Source organism: Pseudomonas poae (genome assembly GCA_028869255.1).
GTDB classification, from domain to species: domain Bacteria; phylum Pseudomonadota; class Gammaproteobacteria; order Pseudomonadales; family Pseudomonadaceae; genus Aquipseudomonas; species Aquipseudomonas poae_C.
On sequence record CP110972.1, the window covers coordinates 3,305,062 to 3,327,596 of the forward strand.

The following is a 22,535-nucleotide window of genomic DNA, read 5'->3' on the forward strand; positions in this document are numbered from 1 at the left end:
CATCACTGGCACGCGTGACATTGGCGAGAGCACTTAAGGGCCCGCAGTCGACAGGCCGATCACAATAGATCCGAGGTAAGCGTCATGAAGTTTTCCCTGTTCGTACACATGGAACGTTGGGATGAAAGCGTCAGCCATCGTCAGTTGTTCGAAGACTTGACCGAACTGACCCTGATGGCCGAGGCCGGTGGCTTCAGCACCGTATGGATTGGCGAACACCACGCCATGGAATACACCATCTCGCCCAGCCCGATGCCGCTCCTGGCTTACCTCGCGGCCAAGACCACCACCATTCACCTGGGCGCCGGCACCATCATCGCGCCGTTCTGGCACCCATTGCGGGTGGCGGGCGAATGCGCGTTGCTTGATGTGATCAGCAATGGGCGCATGGAAGTCGGCCTGGCCCGAGGTGCCTACCAGGTGGAGTTCGACCGCATGGCCGGCGGCATGCCCGCCTCCAGCGGCGGCCAGGCGCTGCGCGAAATGGTGCCGGTGGTACGCGCCTTGTGGAAAGGCGACTACGCCCACGACGGCGACATCTGGAAATTCCCCACCTCCACCAGCGTGCCCAAGCCGATCCAGCAACCCAACCCGCCGATGTGGATCGCTGCCCGCGACCCGGACTCCCACAACTTTGCGGTGGCCAACGGCTGCAACGTAATGGTCACGCCACTGATGAAGGGCGACGAGGAAGTGCTGGACCTGAAAAACAAATTCCAGGCCGCCCTCGACAACAATCCTGGCGTGCCGCGCCCGCAATTAATGGTGCTGCGCCACACCCACGTGCATGCTGCCGATGACCCGCAAGGCTGGAAAGTCGGGGCCAAGGCGATCTCCAGGTTCTATCGCACCTTTGATGCCTGGTTCGGCAACAAGAGCGTGCCGGTCAATGGTTTCCTGGAGCCGAGCCCGGAAGAGAAGTTCGCCGCCCGCCCTGAGTTCGAGCTGGAAAGCCTGCACAAGACCGCCATGATCGGCACCGCTGAAGAAATCATCCCGCGTATCCAGTACTACCGGGAACTGGGGGTCGATGAGTTCAGCTTCTGGTGCGACAACAGCCTGCCGCATGCCGAGAAGAAAAAATCCCTGGCACTGTTTATCGAGCAGGTGGTACCGGCGTTTCGTTGAGTGAGCCCTGCTGACGGACTAAAGTCCAACACCCTCCCCTGTGGCGAGCGGGCTTGCCCGCGTTGGGCTGCGCAGCAGCCCCAGTAAATTTGGGGGCCACTACGCGCCCCAACGCGGGCAAGCCCGCTCGCCACAACAGCGTGCTCGCCACGACTGCGCGTTTGCCATAGAAGATGCCGCTATCGGGGCGAGGCTCTCCCACATTTTGACCCAAGCTTGCCTACACTCACTTCACACACGCGACATTTAGCCTCAGCCCATCATCGCAGCACCTGTAATAGTCTATTGCAGGACTCTAATGTACTAACTAGTTACTTATCTTGCTAAAATCGCGTCTTTGCCCTCTCTCACTCGAGTCTTTTCGATATGAAACGAGCATCGCGCGCCACTGGCGTCTCTAGATTCTTACTCTTGGGCCTGGGCGTTATCATCGCCCTGCTCGGCCTTGCGCTCGCCGTCGGCGGCGTCAAACTGGTCAGCCTGGGAGGTTCCTGGTACTTCCTCATCGGCGGTGCGGTCATGGCCGTTTCCGGCTTGCTGATTGCCCTGCGCAAGCCGGCCGGCGCGTGGTTGTTCGCCGCGTTCCTGGTGGGCACCGCGATCTGGGCCGTGGCCGATGTGGGCCTGGTGTTCTGGCCGCTGTTTTCGCGGGTGTTCATGTTCGCCGCCATCGGCATGGTCGTGGCGCTGGTCTACCCGCTGCTGGTCAACAGACCTGCACGCGGCGCCTATGGCGTTGCCGCCGTATTGGCGGTGGGCGTGGCGGTCGCGGCGGGCAATATGTTTGTCGCCCACCCGAGCGTCGCACCGACCGGCGCCGGCCCAGGCATCACGCCCGTGGCCGCCGCCGATGCACAGAAAGACTGGGCCCACTACGGCAATACCGAAGGCGGCAGCCGCTTCGCCGCACTGGACCAGATCAATCGCGACAATATCGACAAGCTCAAAGTGGCATGGACCTACCACACCGGTGACGTGGCCATCAGCGACGGCAACGGCGCCGAAGACCAGCTCACCCCGCTGCAGATCGGCAACAAAGTGTTTATCTGCACGCCGCACAACAACCTGATCGCCCTCGACGCCGACACCGGCAAAGAGCTGTGGAAGAACGAAGTCAACGCCAAGTCGGCGGTATGGCAGCGTTGCCGCGGCATGGCGTATTTCGACGCCAGCGCGCCAATCGCCCAGCCGACTCAGCCGAACAGCTCGCCGATCATCGCCGCCAGCGTACCGGCCGGTGCACAGTGCCAGCGCCGCTTGCTGACCAACACCATTGATGCCCGCCTGATCGCCGTGGATGCCGACACCGGCAAATTCTGCGAAGACTTCGGCACCCATGGCCAGGTGGATTTGAAAGCCGGCCTGGGCAATGTGCCGGACAGCTACTACCAACTGTCCTCGGCGCCGCTGATCGCCGGCACCACCGTGGTGGTCGGCGGCCGTGTGGCCGACAACGTGCAGACCGACATGCCCGGCGGCGTGATCCGTGGTTTCGACGTGATCACCGGCCAAATGCGCTGGGCCTTCGACCCGGGCAACCCCGAGGACAAAAAAGCCCCGGCCGACGGCAGCACCTATGTGCGCAGCACGCCCAACAGCTGGGCGCCAATGTCCTATGACCCGCTGATGAATACGGTCTTCCTTCCGATGGGCAGCTCATCCACCGATATCTATGGCGTGGAACGCACCGCGCTCAACCATAAATACGGCGCTTCGGTACTGGCGCTGGATGCCTCCACCGGTGCGGAAAAATGGGTGTACCAGACCGTCCACAACGACCTCTGGGACTTCGACCTGCCGATGCAACCGAGCCTCATCGACTTCACCCCACCGGGCAGCGATAAGGCGGTACCGGCGGTGGTGATCGGCACCAAGGCCGGGCAGATCTACGTGCTCGACCGTGCCACCGGCAAGCCGCTGACCGAGGTCAAGGACGTACCGGTCAAGGCGGCGAACATCCCTAACGAACCCTACTCGCCAACCCAGCCTAAATCGGTGGGCATGCCGCAGATCGGCGCGCAGACCCTGACCGAATCGGACATGTGGGGCGCCACGCCGTACGACCAGTTGCTGTGCCGCATCGACTTCAAGGGCATGCGCTACGACGGCCTGTACACCGCGCCCGGCACCGATAAATCGCTGAGCTTCCCGGGCTCCCTGGGCGGCATGAACTGGGGCAGCATCTCCACCGACCCGGTGCATGGTTTTATCTTCGTCAACGACATGCGCCTGGGCCTGTGGATCCAGATGGTGCCGGCGCAGAAAAATGCCCAGGCCTCGTCCGGCGGCGAAGCGCTGAACACCGGTATGGGCGCGGTACCGCTCAAGGGCACGCCGTATGCGGTGAACAAAAACCGCTTCCTGTCGGTGGCCGGCATTCCGTGCCAGGCGCCGCCATTCGGCACCCTGACCGCCATCGACATGAAAACCCAGAAAGTCGCGTGGCAAGTGCCGGTCGGCACCGTTGAAGACACCGGCCCGCTGGGCATCCGCATGCACCTGCCGATCAAAATCGGCCTGCCGACCCTCGGCGGCACCCTGTCGACCCAGGGCGGCCTGATCTTTATCGCCGGCACCCAGGACTTCTACCTGCGCGCCTTCAACAGCGGCAACGGTGATGAAATCTGGAAAGCCCGCCTGCCCGTCGGCAGCCAGGGTGGCCCGATGACCTACGTGTCGCCGAAAACCGGCAAGCAGTACATCGTGATCACCGCCGGCGGTGCGCGCCAGTCCACCGACCGTGGCGACTACGTGATCGCCTACGCCCTGCCATAACCCTTCCAGGCGCGGTGCCCCCCGGCACCGCGCCTTCTGCTTTGGAAAAACCCGCATGCCCCCCTCTTCTCATCTTTCCCTTGGGCGCCTGTTGCTGGGCCTGGCCCTGGGCGCCGCCCTGCCCGCTCAAGCCGACGACACCACCCTGACCGGCGACTGGGGCGGCCTGCGCCGTGAACTCGACGCGCAAGGCATCCGCTTTAGCGGCGACTACAGCGGCGAAACCGCCTACAACGCCCACGGCGGCCAGCACCGTTCGGCGCGTTACTCGCAAAACGTAAAACTCGGCGTGCAGTTCGACCTGGGCAAGCTCTATGGCTTCAACAATGGCGACCGCATCCAGCTGACCCTCAACGACCGACGCGGCAACAGCGCCTCGGAGGACCTGGTAGGCAACCGCCTGCCGATCCAGGAAAACTACGGCGGCCTCTACACCCGCCTCACCGAGCTGAGCTACGAGCGCACGCTGTTCAGCCCGGCGCTGAACCTCAAGCTGGGTTACATGGCCATGGGCAATGACCTCGGCGGCCTGGACAGCGGCATCCTGTGCAACTTCATGAATGCCGGTTTCTGCGGGCACCCGCTGAACATGTCCGGCGGCAGCGGCTGGACCAACTACCCGAATGCGCGCTTGGGCGCCCGGGTGAAATACGACTTCTCACCCAACTGGCAGCTGCGTGTCGCGGCGTTCAATGTCGACCCTGAGAGCAACGGCGACTCCAGCCGCGCCTGGAAACTGAGCCCCAAGCACACCACCGGCACCGTGGTGCCCATCGAGTTGATCTACAAACACGCCGGCACGCTGCCGGGTGAATACAAGCTGGGCTATTACTACGACAGCTCCGACGTAAAACGCATCGGCAGCGACAAAGAAGTCAGCGGGCGCGGCGGTCATTACCTGCTGATCGACCAGGCGGTGTGGGCCTCCCCTTCTTCGCCGGGCCGCGTGCTGCATGCCTTCGGCCAATACTCTGCGGCCAGCGAAGCCGCTTCGCCGTTCAGCAAGTGGTATGGCGCGGGCGTGGTGCTGTACAAGCCGTTCGAAGGTCGACCACGGGACACCGTGGCCCTGGGTTATGGCCGAGCAGTGCCGAATACGCGCAGCCGTGATGTGCAAGAGCAGGCAGCCTTCAACGCGGGGACGGACTACCCCAACCTGAACAACGCCGAGCAGTTGATCGAACTCAGCTACGGCTACCAGGCCACGCCATGGCTGACCCTGCGCCCGGATGTGCAATACATCATCGAGCCGGGGGCGTTTTCCGGTGACAACATCGACAACGCGCTGGTGTTGGGCTTGCAGGTCAAGGCAGTGTTCTAAACGCCTGAACGCGGCCAACAAATGTGGGAGGGGACTTGCCCCCGATGGCGGAATGTCAGTCACTTTTAAGTTAGCTGATACACCGCTATCGGGGGCAAGCCCCTCCCACATCGGGTTTCACCTTACTCTTGAGTCATGTGCCCTGCTGATACTCCCGCGGCGTACACCCAAACTCCCGGCGAAAAACGGTGTGCAGGTACTGCGCCGACTTGAAGCCGCATTGCTGCGCAATATCGGCAATCGCCAGGCCCTGGCTTTGCAGGCCCTTGGCGGCGGCGGCGAGTTTGAAGCGCAGTATCTCGTCATGCACGCTGCACCCGCGTTCCTTGCGAAAGTGCGCTTCCAGGGATGAACGCGACACGCCGACATAAGCCGCCACCTGCGCGGTCTTGATCCCCTGGCAGGCGTACTGCCGGATAAACAGCAGCGCCTGCATCACGTACGGGTTGCCCAAGGGTTGATGCAGGCTGGAGGCTTGCACATTGATCGCATCCGGCGGCACCAGAATCTGCGTGCCGGTGCAGGGCTTGCCGTGCAGCATCTGGTGCAGCAGCGCGGCGGCGGTGCGGCCCATGGTCTCCGTGCCCTGGATCACCGAACTCAGCGGCACCCGCGTCAGGGTACGGGTCAGCGGGTCGTTATCGATGCCGATCAGCGCCACCTCTTCCGGCACCGCGATACCGGCGGTGAGGCAGGCTTGCAGCAATTGTCTGGCACGGGCGTCGGTGACGGCGATGATGCCGATGGGTTTGGGCAAGGCTTGCAGCCAGGCAATCTGCTGTTCCACGGCGCTGTCCCACAGCGGCGCGCTGGTGCCCAAGCCGCGATAGACCTCTGCGTGCAGACCATCGCGTTGCAGCAGGCGCTTGAAGGCTTTTTCGCGCTCCTGGGCCCAGCGGTTGGCCTGGGCTTCGGGCAGGCTGAAGCAGGCAAAACGCGTCACGCCGGCCTCGATCAAGTGCTCATACGCGAGCTTCATCAACGCATGGTTATCGGTGGCCACATAGGGAATACCCCTGGGGTAGGCGCGCACATCCTGATAGGAGCCGCCCACCGCCACCACCGGCAGCTTGATATCGGCCAGCGCCTCGCCGATCAACGGGTCGTCGAAGTCGGCAATGATACCGTCGCCCTGCCAGCGCTCGATGCCTTTGAGGCGGCACAAAAAATCCTCCTCCAGAAACAGGTCCCAGGAGGCGCGGGTACTGCTCAGGTAATTGCCGATGCCGGTGATGATGCCCCGGTCGTAGATCTTGCTGCCGTTGAACAACAGGGCGATGCGGTGCACGGGCGGTAGGGTTTTCATTGTTTTTGTCCTGAGGCCGGTCGCTACAGACTAGCCCTCGCCACTCAAAATCGCACCATTGCTTGGTGATTTTCATAATCGGCAGGCCAGGTGCCGTTGCTAGTATCCAGACACCGCCAAGAACAATAAGGAAAACCGCCATGCTGTATTTCCCCGGTGTCGAGAAGGTCCGCTTCGAAGGCCCCAGCAGCGACTCCCCTCTCGCCTTTCGCCATTACGACGCCAACAAACTGATCCTCGGCAAACCCATGCGCGAACACCTGCGCATGGCCGCCTGTTATTGGCACACCTTCGTCTGGCCCGGCGCGGACATGTTCGGCGTGGGCACCTTCAAGCGCCCCTGGCAGCGCAGCGGCGACCCGCTGGAACTGGCCATCGGCAAGGCGGACGCAGCCTTTGAGTTTTTCTCCAAGCTGGGCATCGACTACTACAGTTTTCACGACACCGACGTGGCCCCCGAAGGCAGCTCGCTCAAGGACTATCGCAACCACTTCGCGCAGATGGTCGATCACCTGGAACGCCACCAGGAACAGACCGGTATCCAGCTGCTGTGGGGCACCGCCAACTGCTTCAGCAACCCGCGCTTTGCCGCCGGCGCCGCGAGCAACCCGGACCCGGAGGTGTTCGCCTACGCCGCCGCCCAGGTGTTCAGCGCGATGAACGCCACGCTGCGGCTCAAGGGCGCCAACTATGTGCTGTGGGGCGGCCGCGAAGGCTATGAAACCCTGCTCAATACCGACCTCAAGCGCGAGCGCGAGCAACTCGGGCGGTTTATGCGCATGGTGGTGGAGCACAAGCACAAGATCGGCTTCAAAGGCGACCTGCTGATCGAGCCCAAGCCCCAGGAACCCACCAAGCACCAGTACGATTACGACAGCGCCACGGTGTTCGGCTTCCTGCATGAGTACGGCCTGGAACACGAGATCAAGGTGAACATCGAGGCCAACCACGCGACCCTGGCCGGGCACAGTTTCCATCACGAGATCGCTACCGCCGTGTCCCTGGGGATCTTCGGCAGCATCGACGCCAACCGGGGCGACCCGCAGAACGGCTGGGACACCGACCAGTTCCCCAACAGCGTCGAGGAAATGACCCTGGCCACCTATGAAATCCTCAAGGCTGGCGGCTTCAAGAATGGCGGCTATAACTTTGACTCCAAGGTGCGCCGCCAGAGCCTGGACGAGGTCGACCTGTTCCATGGCCATGTCGCCGCCATGGATGTACTGGCCCTGGCACTGGAACGTGCAGCCGCCATGGTGCAGAACGACCAGTTGCAGCAGTTCAAGGACCAGCGTTACGCCGGTTGGCAGCAACCGCTGGGCAAGGCCGTGCTGGCCGGTGAGTTCAGCCTGGCGTCGCTGGCCGAACACGCCTTCGCCCATGAGCTGAACCCGCAGGCCGTGAGTGGTCGGCAGGAGATGCTTGAGGGTGTGGTCAATCGGTTTATCTATACCTGAAAGCGACATCACCTGTGGCCAGGGCGCTCTTATGTGGCGAGCGAGCTTGCTCGCGTTGGGCCGCGAAGCGGCCCCTGTAACCGGCAACGCGCTTTTATCTGAAACACCGCGCCGCCTGGTTTTGGGGCTGCTCCGCAGCCCAACGCGGGCAAGCCCGCTCGCCACAAAAACTGAGTCAGCACACTGCGCACGCCACAAAAGCTGTGACATTTGCGCGACAAATCTATCCACCGAACGTCGAAGGACGCTCTACAGTTCTACCCGCATCACGCTGTGTCTTTCCAACAACAATAAAAGGACGCACCACCATGAAGTCATTCAAACGTATCCTGCTCACCACTGCCCTGGCCTTGCTCGCTCTGCCGGTGATGGCCGATTCCGCCCACCCGAAAATCGGTTTCTCCATCGACGACCTGCGCCTGGAACGCTGGTCCCGCGACCGCGATTACTTCGTCGCAGCGGCGGAAAAACTCGACGCCAAGGTCTTCGTGCAGTCCGCCGATGCCAACGAGCAGAAGCAGATTTCGCAGATCGAAAACCTCATCTCCCGGGGCGTGGATGTGATCGTTATCGTGCCGTTCAACGCCACCGTACTGACCAACGCCGTGGCCGAAGCCAAGAAGGCCGGGATCAAGGTGGTGTCCTATGACCGCCTGATTCTCAACGCGGACATCGACGCCTACATCTCCTTCGATAATGAAAAAGTCGGCGAGATGCAGGCCAATGGTGTGCTGCAAGCGGCGCCCAAGGGCAACTACTTCCTGCTCGGCGGCGCGCCCACCGACAACAACGCCAAGGTGCTGCGCGAAGGCCAGATGAAAGTGCTGCAACCGGCCATCGACAAGGGCGATATCAAGATTGTCGGCCAGCAGTGGGTCAAGGAATGGAACCCGACCGAAGCCCTGAGCATCGTCGAAAATGCCCTGACCCGAAACAACAACAAGATCGACGCCATCGTCGCCTCCAACGACGCCACCGCCGGCGGTGCGATCCAGGCCCTGGCCGCGCAGAAGCTGGCCGGCAAGGTGCCGATCTCCGGGCAGGACGCCGACCTGGCTGCGGTAAAACGCGTGATCGACGGCACCCAGACCATGACCGTGTACAAGCCGCTCAAGCTGATCGCCTCTGAAGCGGCCAAGCTCTCGGTGCAGCTCGCACGTAACGAGAAACCCACGTACAGCTCGCAATACGACAATGGTAGCAAAAAGGTCGATACCATCCTGCTCACCCCTACCCCGCTGACCAAGGCCAATATCGACCTGTTGGAGAAAGACGGGTTCTATACCAAAGAGCAGATTGCCGGGCAGTGACCGCCATGGCCGATTACCTGTTGCAAATGAATGGCATCGTCAAAAGTTTTGGCGGTGTCAACGCGCTGAACGGCATCGATATCAAGGTGCGGCCCGGTGAGTGCGTGGGCCTGTGCGGTGAAAACGGTGCCGGTAAATCCACCTTGATGAAGGTGCTGTCGGCGGTCTACCCGTACGGCACCTGGGAGGGGGAAATCCTCTGGGATGGGCAACCGCTCAGGGCTCAGTCGATCAGCGAAACCGAGGCCGCGGGCATCGTCATCATCCACCAGGAACTGACCCTGGTGCCCGACTTGTCGGTGGCCGAGAACATTTTCATGGGCCACGAACTGACCCTGCCCGGCGGGCGCATGAACTACCCGGCGATGCTGCACCGCGCCGAGGCATTGATGCGCGAACTCAAGGTGCCGGACATGAACGTGGCGCTGCCGGTGTCGCAGTACGGCGGCGGCTACCAGCAACTGGTGGAAATCGCCAAGGCCCTGAACAAACAGGCACGCCTGTTGATTCTCGACGAGCCCTCCTCGGCCCTCACCCGCTCGGAAATCGAGGTGCTGCTCGACATCATCCGCGACCTCAAGGCCAAGGGCGTGGCCTGCGTGTATATCTCGCACAAGCTCGATGAGGTGGCGGCGGTGTGCGACACCATTGCGGTGATCCGCGATGGCAAGCACATCGCGACCACCGCCATGGCCGACATGGATATCCCCCGGATCATCACGCAGATGGTCGGACGCGAAATGAGCAACCTCTACCCCACCGAACCGCATGAAGTCGGCGAGGTGATTTTCGAGGCGCGCAACGTCACCTGCTATGACGTGGACAACCCCAAGCGCAAACGCGTGGATGATATTTCGTTTGTGCTCCGGCGCGGGGAAATCCTCGGGATTGCCGGGCTGGTGGGCGCCGGGCGTACGGAGTTGGTGTCGGCATTGTTCGGCGCCTACCCCGGCCGCTACAGCGGCGAGGTGTGGCTCGATGGCCAGGTGATCGACACGCGCACGCCGCTCAAATCGATCCGCGCCGGGCTGTGCATGGTGCCCGAGGACCGCAAGCGCCAGGGCATCATCCCCGACCTGGGGGTGGGCCAGAACATTACCCTGGCGGTGCTCGACACCTACGCGCACATGACCCGCATCGACGCCGAAGCCGAGCTGGGCAGCATCGACCAACAGATCGCACGCATGCACCTCAAGACCGCCAGCCCGTTTTTGCCGATCACCAGCCTGTCCGGCGGCAATCAGCAAAAGGCGGTGCTGGCAAAAATGCTGATGGCCAAGCCCAAGGTGCTGATCCTCGATGAACCCACGCGGGGGGTGGATGTGGGCGCCAAATATGAGATCTACAAACTGATGGGCGCGCTGGCGGCCGAAGGCGTGGCGATCATCATGGTCTCCTCGGAGTTGGCCGAGGTGCTGGGGGTGTCCAACCGTGTGCTGGTGATCGGCGACGGCCAGTTGCGCGGTGACTTCATCAACCAGGGGCTCACCCAGGAACAGGTGCTCGCTGCCGCGCTCAGCCAAAACAATAACAATCGGAAGACCGCGTAGATGAACCAGGTCAAACAGCTGTTTACCCGCTACAAAATGCTCGCGCTGGTGATTGCCGTGGCGTTTATCTGGCTGTTTTTCAGCTGGCAAACCGAAGGCGGCTTCGTGACGCCGCGCAACCTGTCCAACCTGCTGCGGCAGATGTCGATCACCGGGATTCTGGCCTGCGGCATGGTGCTGGTGATCATCAGCGGTGAGATCGATTTGTCGGTGGGCTCATTGCTCGGGTTGCTGGGCGGGCTCGCGGCGATTCTGGATGTGGTCTATCACGTGCCGCTGCTGGCCAACATCAGCCTGGTGGCGCTGTGCGGCCTGATGATCGGCCTGGCCAACGGCTACATGACCGCCTACCTGCGCATCCCGTCATTTATCGTCGGCCTGGGCGGCATGCTGGCGTTTCGCGGGATTCTGCTGGGGATTACCGGCGGCACCACCATCGCGCCGGTGTCGCCGTCGCTGGTGTATGTGGGCCAAGGCTATTTGCCGCATTCGGTGGGTATTGGCCTCGGGATTTTACTGTTTGCTCTGACGCTGTTTTTAACCTGGAAACAACGGCGCAATCGCGCCCTGCATGGGCTGACAGCACACTCCTTAGTACGCGATGTGCTGCGCGTAGCGCTGATCGGCGCGGTGCTGGCCGGGTTTGTCACCACCCTTAACAGCTACGACGGCATCCCGGTGCCGGTGCTGCTGTTGCTGGTGTTGCTCGGCGTCTTCAGCTACGTCACCAGCCAGACCGTGTTCGGCCGCCGGGTGTATGCGGTGGGCAGCAATATGGAAGCCACACGCCTGTCGGGCATCAATGTGCAGGCGGTGAAACTGTGGATCTTCGGCATCATGGGTGTGATGTGCGCATTCGCCGGCCTGGTCAACACCGCCCGCCTCGCCGCCGGTTCACCCTCGGCGGGCAATATGGGCGAACTGGATGCCATCGCCGCATGTTTTATCGGCGGCACCTCCATGCGCGGTGGCTCGGGCACCGTGTATGGCGCGTTGTTGGGCGCGTTGGTGATTACCAGCCTGGATAACGGCATGTCGATGCTGGATGTGGACAGCTACTGGCAGATGATTGTGAAGGGCAGCATTCTGGTGCTGGCGGTGTGGGTGGATGTGAGTACGCGGGCCGGGCGGCGCTGAAGCCGCCCCTCCCACATTTGACTGCATTCCAAGGTTGGATCGAGGGGGTCAGTGCTATTCAAACGCCTGGCGATTCTCAGGCGTGATCAACTTGAACGGCACCCAGACCACCGTCGACTCCAGCACCTCCCCGCGTACCAGCCGTAGCGCGGTGTCCACTGCGCCACCGGCCTGGCCGGCGGCATCCTGAAACACGCTGACCGCCATCTTGCCCTCAGCCATCAATTTCAAACCGTCCGGGGTGCCGTCGATGCCGCCGACCCAATAGTCCTTGGCTTGCTTGCCGGCTTTTTCCAGCCCCATGATCGCGCCGATCGCCATTTCATCGTTATTGGCCGCGATGATCGAAAAATCGACGCCCTGCTTGACCCAGTCAATGACAATCGTGGCGGCCTGGCTACGCTCCCAGTTACCGACTTTTTTCTGTACGACTTTCATATCGGGGTATTTGGCGACGACTTTCTCCACGTCCTCGGTGCGCATCAAGGAGGACGCGTTGGCCGGGTCGCCCACCAGAATCACCACGTTGCCCTTGTAACCGGCGCGGCGCGCCAGCTCTTCCATCTGCAAAGTACCCGACTCCAGCTCGTTGGAGCCGACAAACGCGGTCTGCGCCGGCCACTGTTGCGGGTTCGGATTGCGGTTGACGAAGACCAGCGGGATTTTGGCGTCCGAGGCCAGTTGCATCATCTGCGCCGCACTTTTGCCGTCCACCATCGCGACGATGATCGCATCCACCTTGGAATTGACCAGGTTGCGGAATTGGCGCATCTGCAAATCGACGCTGTCCTGCCCGTTCTCCATAAAGATGTCGGCGTTCATGACGCTGGCCTGTTGCTGTACCCCGTTGCGCAGCAGGGTCTGGAAGTTATCGTCGTACTTTGCCATGCCAACGCCCAGCAAGGGCGTAGCGGCCTGGGCTGGGCCCGGAATGAGCAGCGTCGCCCCCAAGGCGAGGATTAACCATACTTTCATGTTCTGACTCCTGCGGCTCAAACGCTGAAATGATGGAGCAGCTCGCGCTGCACCTTGGCCATGTCCGACAGCTCGTGGCTGCTGATGGCGGACTGCTCGGCGCCATTTGCCGTCTGCTGGGCCGAATCGTTGATCTGGATGACCATCCGACTGGTTTCCTGCACCGTGGCGCTCTGCTGCTCGGTGGCGGCGGCGATCTGAATATTCATGTCGCGGATACTGTCGACCGAGTCGCTCATCGACAGCAGCAAGTCACCCGCGCCCGAGGCCAGGGACACGCACTGGGTGGACTGCGCCTGGCTCTCGTTCATCACATGCACCACCGAGTGAATCTTCTCCTGCATGAGCCCGATCATGTCCTGGATTTCGCTGGTCGAGGTCTGGGTACGGCTGGCCAGGGAGCGCACTTCATCGGCCACTACCGCAAAACCGCGTCCCTGCTCGCCGGCACGGGCCGCTTCGATCGCCGCATTCAAGGCAAGCAGGTTGGTCTGTTCGGCAATGGTGCGAATGGCGACAACAATGCCCTCGATATTCTGCCCGTACTTCTGCAACTCATCGGTTACCTGCGTGGCCTTGTTCACCTGGTCGGCCTGCTGGCGGATGTTGACGATGGTCTCGGCCACGCGCGCCTGCACCTTGTGCGTGAGTTCACTCGTGTCGTCCACGGCCTGGCGGGTGTCCTGTGCGCGCCGGGCCACCTCTTCGACCGTGCTTTCCATCTGCGTCATGGCCGAGGCGGCCGATTGCAATCGGTCCTTCTGCTCATCCACCACACGGGTGGTCTGCTCGCTGTTCAAGGCGTTGCTGCCCGCGGTAACGGCCAGCGCATCGGCAGAGCTGATCAATTCACGGAAGGTTTTCTGCAGGGCCTTGGTCAGTTCGTTCAGGTAGCCGCCCAACTCACCGAACTCATCTTTACGGCTGACATCGAAACTGACCCGCATGTCCCCCGCAGTAAGCGTCTTGAGGACTTCGCGAAACGCCGCCAGCGGACGCCGCAGGCTGAAGGCGACCCATGTACCAATCAACACCGCCGCCAGCACCGCAAGCACACACGCGATCAACAGCAAGCTGCGACTGGTGCCGATAGTGGCATTGGCCGACTGACTGGCCTGGTTGGCGACTTCAAGGGACTGGCTGCCGAACTCGCCAATCCTGTCCAGGGTGGCTTTCAGCGCCGCCTCAACCGCATTGCGTTGCTGCTGCACCTGCGCGGCCAGTTTTGCTTCCACCTGATAAGCCTGGAACAGGCCGTCAGGGGCGGTCAGGTCAGTCAGCAGGCGATTGACCATGACGTCAGCAATCCGCCCGCCCCTGGGTTCAATCGCCGCCAGGGCCTGGGCCCGGGTGCTGATCACTTCGTCCTGCAGATTGAGCACACGTTGTAATTTATCAATGGCGGGCGTGACGGTGTGGGCCGCGAAGCCATCGTAGGATTTGTTGACTTCCAACAGCAGCTTTTCCGCTGCGGCCACCTGTTGCGGCTCGCCGACACTGCGCGCATGCGCGATGTAATCGCGCAAATAGCTGGTCAGCTGCATCGCCTGCGCACTGCTGTAGCCTTGAAGTGTGCGCGTGAGCGCCAACTGCTGCACATGTTGCGAGTGGGACGCCATCAACGCCTGCGCCTGTTCGGCGTAGGCCGCTACCTGTTGGCGCTGCTGCGCCAGGTTCGCCCGCAGCGCCTCATGCTCGCCGGTATAGGCAACGGTGCTGTCGAGCAATTGATTGAACTGAGCGATGCTCTCGGTGAACGGTCGCTTGCCGTCCTCGATCTGCTTGGGGTCGGTGCTGATCTGAATGGCCAGCAACGCCTGGTTGGCGCGCAGGATGTGCACGTACAGCTCACTGGCGGCCCGGCTCAAGGGTGCCGACTCGCCGGTGATAATGGTCAAGCGACTGCTGATGGACTGCGTGTTCTGATAGCTGATCCCCGCCATGACTAGCAGTAACAGCACCAACACCGCAAACCCGCCGATCACACGCTGCAATATGGTCATGGCCACCCCTTTTGATTTTTATTCGTTGACCTGAGCGACGACCAGGCGTGTACCTACGAGCTCGGGATCACTCGTGGTGCTAATGCCTGTATCGGCCAGGTGGGCGGGGACTTGAGCGTTGAAGGCAGGCCGAAACGCGGCCAAAGAATGTGAAAGAGGGCTTGCTCCCGATAGCGGTGGGTCAGACTGACACTCCGCCATCGGGGGCAAGCTCCTCCCACATACCTGATGAGATCAGGCTGGGTTTTGCACTGCGTTTACTGGTTCAACACCACATCACGCATCGCCGGGATGTAACCGGGCGGTGACCCGGCAGCACCGCCGCCTCCGGTGAGCTATGCCCTTAGAATTCGCTGAAACGCAGCCCGGTCTTTTCCAGGCTGCCCTTCAGCAAACCGGCCTGGAAGCGGTGTTCGCCGTCGCTGTTTATCTCGGCAACCTGAACCAGATCGGGGATTCGGTCGCCAGTGATATCCGCCAGCACCATCTGACCGCCGCGAACGCGTTCGGCGTAGCGGCCGACGGCTTCCACCTTCGCAGCGCCGGAGGCCTTGCCGGCGTCGAGCCGCTCCTGTTTTGTCGAAAACCCTTTGAAAAATTCAGGATAGGCAGACATTTGCACGCCAGAATCGAGGCATGAATCAGCCGTCAGTGTGGCCACCGCGATTTCCAACTCGGCGCCCTGGGCCAGCGGATTGCTGTGTGTGTCGCTCACTCGCACGCGCGACAACACCAGGTAGCTCCTGCTTGCGTCGGAAAGATCCGGTACCAGATGAACCGGGCGCTGCAACCAGGAAAGGGGCGCACCACGCAAGCACTCCAACGTGGCGGCCTTTAACTGCTCACCGTTGAGCACGGCTTTTTGCATCTGCAATTGGACCCCGCTGCCGCCCGCCATCACGCTCACAAATGTGGGGTTGGTCGCGGTTGCCTGGGTAACAAAAGCCGGCTCCATGGCCTCGGGGAATGCCTTGAGGGTTTGCTCGCCAAGGTTAGTGGCCACCTCTGTGCCGGGCTTTGCCACCGTGTAACGTCGCACCATCGCGCCGTCTTCATAGCCCTCGCCATTGCCGGTACCTCGGCGCATCCAGAGCAAGAACGGTGGGGAAGCCTGGCCGACCACAAAAGGTGCGCCGACATAATTGCGATAGCGATCGCAGTGATCTTTTGACGTGTGATCGTCCGGGTCGCTTATACAGTTGCGCTCAGCAATGCTGTACAGATGCCGGCCTGCAGGTGCTTCGCGAATTTGGCGCTGGGTTGTGTCAAACACTATATCCACCACGCACGGCGAGCGGTCCTTGATGCCTTCACTCGGGCCGCAGGAATGTGTACTCAGGCCCATCAGCCGTACAAACCCCGGTGTGCTTGCGCCGTTGACCGGATGCACCTCGGAAAACTTGAGGTCCTGGTTATGGATGGCGAATGCCAGCGGTGCGGCAGCGGGCGCGGTGTCCCCCCTGCCCCACATCGCTGTGTTCTCGCAGTGCCCGGCAGGTGTGCGCAGTTGGATGCCCCCGGCCGCTTGCGCCCAATCGTTGCGGCTGGCCCAACCGGGAGGCAGCAGTGCGAAGCCGCCCGCAGTACCACTCAACTGGCTACGCTTCCACCACACAAACCAGTCTTTGCCGCCAGGCTCATCACGCACCACCATGGGTGGACCGTTGATGGCGTCATACGCGGCGGGCAATTCGAAGCTGGAACAAACCTGGCCACCCTCGGGTTTCCACCCCAGCACATGAACCAGGCTGCCCGAGGGCCGGATGTCGAAGTAGTAGGCCGCTTTCGGCAGCAGGCCCTCGTTAACCCACTGGCGCGGGGCATCGGCGATGCGCAGTACTCGGTGGGCATTGGCGCGCACCGGATAGGGATCGAATTCCAGGAAGGTGGAGGCTTTTTCGTCTTCCGTTGCACGCGCGCTTTTAAAGCTGCCGAAGCCGCCCAAGCGCACACCCAGGGTGACCTTGCGCGCATTGGTTTCGCAGTCGCTGATGGTCGCGTTGGGGTTGATGTACTTGCACAACCGGAAGGCTTGCTGCTGCAACATGAAATCGCAGTCTGCCTGGCTGTAACCGTAGGTGGCATTGCCATGGCGGTAGCAGTAGTCATGAAAGGCACAGGCTTGGCGCATCTGTAAGGCAATAGGCGCCTGGTGGCTGCCACGGGTAAATGCCAACGTCTGCAGGCCGGTCGGCAGGCTGCAACTCAGGCCGCTGCCTTGCCCCCCTACCAACTGCACTTGATCGGCAGAGGCCGAAAGCGCGTAGGCGGTACGGGGTGTTTCTCGGTCGTCAAAGCGCACTTCGTTGGCCAGCAGCGTGTCAGCGATGCCATTAAAAATACCGGAACAGCCAGTAACCGCCGTGGTCAGCACCACTGCCAACATAGCCAGACCAAGGATGGACAGAGGGAGTTTGCGCATGATCGACCACCTTCCTGGGACTCGGGCTTATGAGCTGGAAGGGCTATCCACTACGCTCATGCGTAACGCAACCGGGCAACTGCGCGCTACCCTAGCGATCAGAAAAGCTCACAGATCGCAACTCTGCAAGTGCTCCGACATATACAAACAGCCAAATTTGCACTTTTCACAACGCGTCCTACACTTGCCAAAACTGACAGGCGCCATCATTTTGATGCCATGCTGATTCAAGGAGGAGTGGGGAATGAATCTTTGCGATCATGGCCGCGACTGGCGCGCCCTCTTTGTCATTCTGGCCTGTGCGCTGTTGGCCAGTTGCATCTCGGTGCCCACGGGCACCACGCAGGTCTATCGCAAAGCCGACAACCCCGCTTCCGCACCCAATGCCGAGGGCAGGCAAGGCTTCGAAACGACCCTGTTCACCAATAATATCGACCCACTGTTGACCGTGCACAAAGCCGGCGGCGACAAAGCCAGCGACGATGTGTTTGCCATCTACTTGAGCGATGGCTATTTCAAGTACCTGAAGGATACGGGGGGCGTGAACGAAGTAATCGTGGTGGCCGAGTTCACCGAGGTCAACGACGGTACCGCGTCCGATACCGTTACTCGCGTACTCGGCCCCTACTTCGGCGTATCCGACAAAGCCGGAACCCCCTTCCTCAACAAACTGCTCTACGGCCCAAAAACCCTCGAATCCGACCACCTCAACATGAAACTGACCGTGCTGGAATACGATCAGGGCGAGAATCAAAACTCTGCGGCGTTCCTCGACTTTATCCAGTCCGTCACCCAGACCTTGTCCCTGGCCAACCCGGTCACCGCGGCCGAACAGGTGTTCGCCAAGGAAATTGCCAAAAGCCTGCTGAGTTTGAACAAAGATGATGTGGTCATGGAGATCGACATCAACTTCACCGGCAATACCGGGCAACTGGCCAATATTAAAAACAACGGTTCCTACATCCCCTTGAACATCGGCGACTATGTGCTGATCAACAAGGAACACTGCGTGCCGGCCAATTGCTATGGACGGATGGTAGCGGCAGACAGCCCGTACAACCCCTTCGCCTGGATCGGCGATATTGTCATGCTGGTGCCTGCGGCCGTGCGCCGTGGCTTGGCGGATACGCCCGATGGTGCGGCATTGGCGGACGTCAACACGGAAAACCTGAATTACTCCAATCACCAACTCACCCAGCATCCAAAGGGTGCCGAGCCTGCACCCTTCGTTGACAAGACCTGGCTGGCCCTGTCCATCGTCAAGGGCGGCGATGCTTCACTCTGGCAAAAACGCAAAGCGCTGACCCAGGCAGAACTCGCTGTGCAGAACATGATCAAGGTTCGCGGCGGCCCACTTGCCTTCAGCCAGAATTATCAAACGGCAAGGCAAGCCCTGGAAGCGGCACGGGAGGCCGAAGTACTGAACAGTTCCGGCGTTGCCTTCGTTTCTCCCTTGAACGCTACCGGTGACTTTGCCCCCACCACTACCGACGGCGAGTACTGCGTATATCACTCGCGTACCGTTACCGAAGTGAGCGCCAGTGTTTACCGACTGGATGACAAGGAGGTGCCGCAGCAAGTGCCGGCTAACACCGTCACCAAAAACACCAGTACAGCGACGCCCAACAATACCTGTTTTGACATTGGGGCCGCAGCACGCGTGGCGGGCACTTATGACATGCTCGCGAGGTACAAGGTGGGAACGAAAGTGCTGAATCAGACGATCCGCTACGAAATCAAAAAATAGGCGTAAAAAAGCCACTCCTCCGAGTGGCTTTTTTTTATAGAGGACTGTTTCGTCCTGGGTAGGATTTCACTGGCTCAATACCACATCACGCATTGCCGGGATGTAACCGTAGTCATAAGCCTCCTGTACAAACGAACGAGCGCCCTTCAACACGATCCGTACCGTCGGCGCTTCGGTGCCGCCGATGCGATAGTCGTCTCCGGTGGTGGGTACGCTGTCGATAAACGACGTCACCAGGCCGTTTGGCATTACGCAGTGGGAGTAAGTCTGGAACGGCTGCGAAGGCGGGTTGCCGAGTACCAGCCCCGACGCATTCATCAGCGTGTAGGGGCCGAACAGCTGATCGCTGACGAACCCATAGACGCCATCCGGGCCAGTTACGCCGTCTGCATAGGTGAACTTGTGGCTGATGGTGAACAGGTAATACTTGTCGTCCTGGAACACATAGTGCGGCCGTTCGGTCTGGTCGTTCACGCCAACCGCGGTCACCAGCGGCGGCAGGATTTCCCATTCGTCACCGTTGAGGTCCTTGGCCACGGCGATGCCAATGCAACCCACTTGGTAGCGAGCACCGCCCACGTCCTCATGCCCCGGTGGCACCAGGCCGATTTCGTTCGGACCCACTTCGTGAGTGCCGCGCTCGCCGGCCACATTGCCTTCGAACACCATGTACAACTTGCCATCTTTAGGGTCGATAAAGGGGCTCGGATCGCGAAAGTTCCAGGTCGCATTCTGCGCTTCGGTTTGGTAATAAGTGCCGTCGGCGTCGAACAACGATTTGACCTGATCAAAACCCTGCAGGGTCACACCGGTGTCCGAAGTGACAACCTGGCCCGTGACTTTGGCAATCGTGGCGCCCGGTGTGACACAGGTGTAGTACAGGTCGATATCGCCGTTGTTATTCAACAGGATCGGCGTACCCGCCCATTCCCGCGTAGTCGGTGAAACCCCTTCGGCCATCACGCGGCCGCCGAAGATCCAGTCCTTGCCGGTGCGCGAATACCAGTAGCAGATACGCGCATGGCCATGGCGGTCTTCCCAGTCGCGCTTGATGTCGTAACGGCCATCGGCATTGATGAATTGTGGATCATGGGGACGACGGTCGGCGGTCAGGGTGAAGATCACCGACCAGCCATTGACCGATACCACCGTGCCGTCCAGCTCACGCAAGGGCATGGTGTCCCAAATAAACACCGTGTCACTCATGACAGGAAAGTCAGGACTCACTAACGGCTGTGTGGTCGTCGGGTCATTCTCATTAACTTTCAGCGCATCGGCCCGTGTCCAGCGAGTGGGTGTGTGATTCGCATGTTTCATGATGATGTCCTTTTACTGACGCTTTAGTGACAAGCGAAGATTAAATAGCACCTGACAGCCAGCCATTTAATGGCTGACTGAAAGAGCAAGAGATAGTTGGCTCTGCAAGTGCAAAACAAGGTTTAACATGCAAGCCGGCTTATCGCAACATGAAGAATTATTTAGATTACAAAGGCCATCACTGTATTTATATCCTTGATATAAATACAGTGGCACCTGTAATAAATGACTGCTCGGTAGAAAGCTAGCTAATCAACTACCGAACACCAGCGCCGCGGCTTGGGCCCCGGCATTCTTCTGCGTAAAGTCCTTGGCTTGCGCCGCCGTCTTCAAGGTATAGGCGTAGTTGGAAGTTGCTGTCCATTGTGCTTTTGGCGACTTCTGGTTGGTGATCGCCGGCACACTGTTTGTATCAGTGAATGTGCCGGTGCCTTTGTCATCCAACATGCCTTTGTTTTGGCTGCCTTCGCCAAAATAGTTGCTCTCAGACAGGATATTGGCGTTCTGTGCCAGGGTAAAACCGAGGTGAAAGTTATTGATGTAGTTGTTGTACACATGGAAATAACCGTAGCGCATCAAGCCGGGCGCACGCACTTCCATATTGTCGAAGCGGTTATGGCACAGCGTGAGGCGCGGGTAACCATTGAACTCCGCCTTATTGTCATCGGCCGGGTGACCGAAAATCAGGCCGTATTTGTGGTTGCCGAAGAAGCAGTTGCTGATGGTGGCGTAGTCGGCCTTTTCACCGATATACACCAGTTTGTCTTCACTGCCATCGGTGGTAGACCAGGTGTGGCCGACAAAAGAGCAATGGTCAATCCAGTATTTGCTGCCGTAGTTCAGGTAGACCTGAATATCGTCATTGGCCTTAATACTTGCCGAATGCTTGAAGATAATATTCTGCAGAATAATGTTCTGCGACTGCGCGGTTGCACGCAGGTGAATATTCTCCAGGGTACGGTTCTGGAAGGAACCAATCAGGGTCTTGTTGGCGCCCAGGTTCACTTTGGTCAGGCTCGAGGCCGAGATATTACTGTTGATCACCAGCACCCGAGGGGTGGTGTCACCAATATTGGCCTTGAGTTGATCGAGCGTGGTGATACTGACCACCTGGCCAGACCAGCCGCCGGTGACTTTTGCCGCAAGGGCGAAACCGGTCAGGCCGGTGAGTTTGCTTTCTGGATAAGACATGAGTTCCCTCTCTATAAATAAAAACGGCTCGGGTTGACGAGCCTGTGCATCAAGTTAATCCGTTAACTTGCACACAGTGTTTGGCATGGCTGAGGTTGCCGGGTAATGGTCGATCAGCGCTTAAACACTGTGTTTATGTACAGTACTCGCCATCTGTTTTGCCGTCAACACTTGATCGAAAAAATCTGTAGGCGCTGGCCTTTTGTCATGGTTTGTAAAAGGCCAGCAAGGCGTGTCGCTTTTAATTGCAGGACGTTTCCTAGACAATCCCCGGCGCCTTGTGCCTGTTGGAATCGGGGGCTAGTCTGCGATCCGTCACTGCCAAATCAGTGATCGGGTTTAGTCGCCTGCTAACCATCACGCGCACGGTCTTCCATCAGCTTTTATGGTGGCTGTGCGTAGGGCACCTTCGGGTGCGCCGGATTCGCGTGATGGCCGGTCGACTAACCTGCGTACAGCCGCCACCCATTTGTTTAGTCGCGAAGGGTGTCGACTCCTAATCATCACGGAGTTACACCATGAATAAAGCCGTCCCCGACCCACCCCGCAATTCAGCCAAAGACCGCGCCGCGTTCAACCGCGCCATCGACCATTACCTGCCCTCCCACGGTGTTCAAATCGAAGAGTTGAGCTTTGAAGACGCCCTGCTCTACACCGCCAGTTTGCTCGACAGTGCTTGCGCTACTGCGCTCAATTGCGGTGACCTTCTGCCAGGCCCTGAGCGGGCCAAGGTTATGGCGGTGTGGCATTTACTGGAGATTGCCAGGACCACCGTGGATCGCTCCATCGAATGCTTGAAACCTGCAAAAACCACTGCCTGAATGCAGTAAAAAATGTGGGAGCGGGCTTGCTCGCGAAGGCGTTCGGTCAGCCAGACAATCTGGTACTGATACACC

The 22,535-nt window shown here is 60.2% G+C and carries 15 protein-coding genes; 9 read left to right on the forward strand and 6 right to left on the reverse strand.

The window, feature by feature from the left end:
• Positions 1-84 precede the first annotated feature (84 nt).
• The 3 genes from LRS56_14795 (at position 85) to LRS56_14805 (ending at position 5,224) form a co-directional block, all read left to right on the forward strand.
• The gene (locus LRS56_14795; GenBank protein WDU65594.1) at positions 85-1,128 is read left to right on the forward strand and encodes an LLM class flavin-dependent oxidoreductase; all 1,044 of its coding nucleotides are present in this window, start codon (positions 85-87) and stop codon (positions 1,126-1,128) included.
• Between the two features lie 366 nt (positions 1,129-1,494).
• On the forward strand, positions 1,495-3,903 hold the full coding sequence (locus LRS56_14800) for a glucose/quinate/shikimate family membrane-bound PQQ-dependent dehydrogenase (protein ID WDU65595.1): 2,409 nt from the start codon (positions 1,495-1,497) through the stop codon (positions 3,901-3,903).
• Between the two features lie 55 nt (positions 3,904-3,958).
• Complete coding sequence (locus LRS56_14805; protein ID WDU65596.1) at positions 3,959-5,224, forward strand: carbohydrate porin; 1,266 nt, start codon at positions 3,959-3,961, stop codon at positions 5,222-5,224.
• Positions 5,225-5,357: 133 nt separating this feature from the next.
• Here LRS56_14805 and LRS56_14810 read toward each other — a convergent pair whose 3' ends face one another.
• Positions 5,358-6,530 (reverse strand): XylR family transcriptional regulator, encoded by a 1,173-nt coding sequence (locus LRS56_14810; protein ID WDU65597.1) that lies wholly within the window; start codon positions 6,528-6,530, stop codon positions 5,358-5,360.
• Positions 6,531-6,670: 140 nt separating this feature from the next.
• Between LRS56_14810 and xylA the strand changes: the two genes are divergently transcribed.
• The 4 genes from xylA to gguB all read left to right on the forward strand — a co-directional run bounded on the left by xylA (position 6,671) and on the right by gguB (position 11,984).
• Positions 6,671-7,987 carry a xylose isomerase gene (xylA, locus tag LRS56_14815; protein WDU65598.1) on the forward strand — a complete coding sequence of 439 codons (1,317 nt, stop codon included), beginning with the start codon at positions 6,671-6,673 and terminating at the stop codon, positions 7,985-7,987.
• A 308-nt stretch (positions 7,988-8,295) separates the two neighbouring features.
• On the forward strand, positions 8,296-9,297 hold the full coding sequence (gene xylF / locus LRS56_14820) for a D-xylose ABC transporter substrate-binding protein (protein ID WDU65599.1): 1,002 nt from the start codon (positions 8,296-8,298) through the stop codon (positions 9,295-9,297).
• Positions 9,298-9,302: 5 nt separating this feature from the next.
• Positions 9,303-10,847, forward strand: coding sequence for a D-xylose ABC transporter ATP-binding protein (gene xylG, locus LRS56_14825; protein WDU65600.1), 1,545 nt, complete (start codon positions 9,303-9,305; stop codon positions 10,845-10,847).
• Positions 10,848-11,984 (forward strand): sugar ABC transporter permease, encoded by a 1,137-nt coding sequence (gene gguB / locus LRS56_14830; protein ID WDU65601.1) that lies wholly within the window; start codon positions 10,848-10,850, stop codon positions 11,982-11,984.
• Positions 11,985-12,038: 54 nt separating this feature from the next.
• Here gguB and LRS56_14835 read toward each other — a convergent pair whose 3' ends face one another.
• The 3 genes from LRS56_14835 to LRS56_14845 all read right to left on the reverse strand — a co-directional run bounded on the left by LRS56_14835 (position 12,039) and on the right by LRS56_14845 (position 17,384).
• A complete protein-coding gene (locus LRS56_14835) occupies positions 12,039-12,959 on the reverse strand; it encodes a substrate-binding domain-containing protein (protein WDU65602.1) in 921 nt (306 codons plus the stop codon).
• 17 nt (positions 12,960-12,976) lie between these two features.
• On the reverse strand, positions 12,977-14,962 hold the full coding sequence (locus LRS56_14840) for a methyl-accepting chemotaxis protein (GenBank protein ID WDU65603.1): 1,986 nt from the start codon (positions 14,960-14,962) through the stop codon (positions 12,977-12,979).
• Between the two features lie 343 nt (positions 14,963-15,305).
• Complete coding sequence (locus tag LRS56_14845; GenBank protein ID WDU65604.1) at positions 15,306-17,384, reverse strand: hypothetical protein; 2,079 nt, start codon at positions 17,382-17,384, stop codon at positions 15,306-15,308.
• 244 nt (positions 17,385-17,628) lie between these two features.
• Between LRS56_14845 and LRS56_14850 the strand changes: the two genes are divergently transcribed.
• On the forward strand, positions 17,629-19,131 hold the full coding sequence (locus tag LRS56_14850) for a hypothetical protein (protein WDU65605.1): 1,503 nt from the start codon (positions 17,629-17,631) through the stop codon (positions 19,129-19,131).
• 66 nt (positions 19,132-19,197) lie between these two features.
• Here the strand turns inward: LRS56_14850 and LRS56_14855 are convergent, their stop codons facing one another.
• Both LRS56_14855 and LRS56_14860 read right to left on the reverse strand, forming a co-directional pair.
• Complete coding sequence (locus LRS56_14855; protein WDU65606.1) at positions 19,198-20,448, reverse strand: glycoside hydrolase family 68 protein; 1,251 nt, start codon at positions 20,446-20,448, stop codon at positions 19,198-19,200.
• A 252-nt stretch (positions 20,449-20,700) separates the two neighbouring features.
• Entirely contained in the window at positions 20,701-21,639 is a 939-nt protein-coding gene (locus tag LRS56_14860; GenBank protein ID WDU65607.1) for a pectate lyase, read from the reverse strand.
• Positions 21,640-22,157: 518 nt separating this feature from the next.
• On the opposite strand from LRS56_14860, the gene LRS56_14865 reads away from it, so the two are divergent.
• Positions 22,158-22,460 carry a hypothetical protein gene (locus LRS56_14865; protein WDU65608.1) on the forward strand — a complete coding sequence of 101 codons (303 nt, stop codon included), beginning with the start codon at positions 22,158-22,160 and terminating at the stop codon, positions 22,458-22,460.
• The last annotated feature ends 75 nt before the right edge of the window (positions 22,461-22,535 follow it).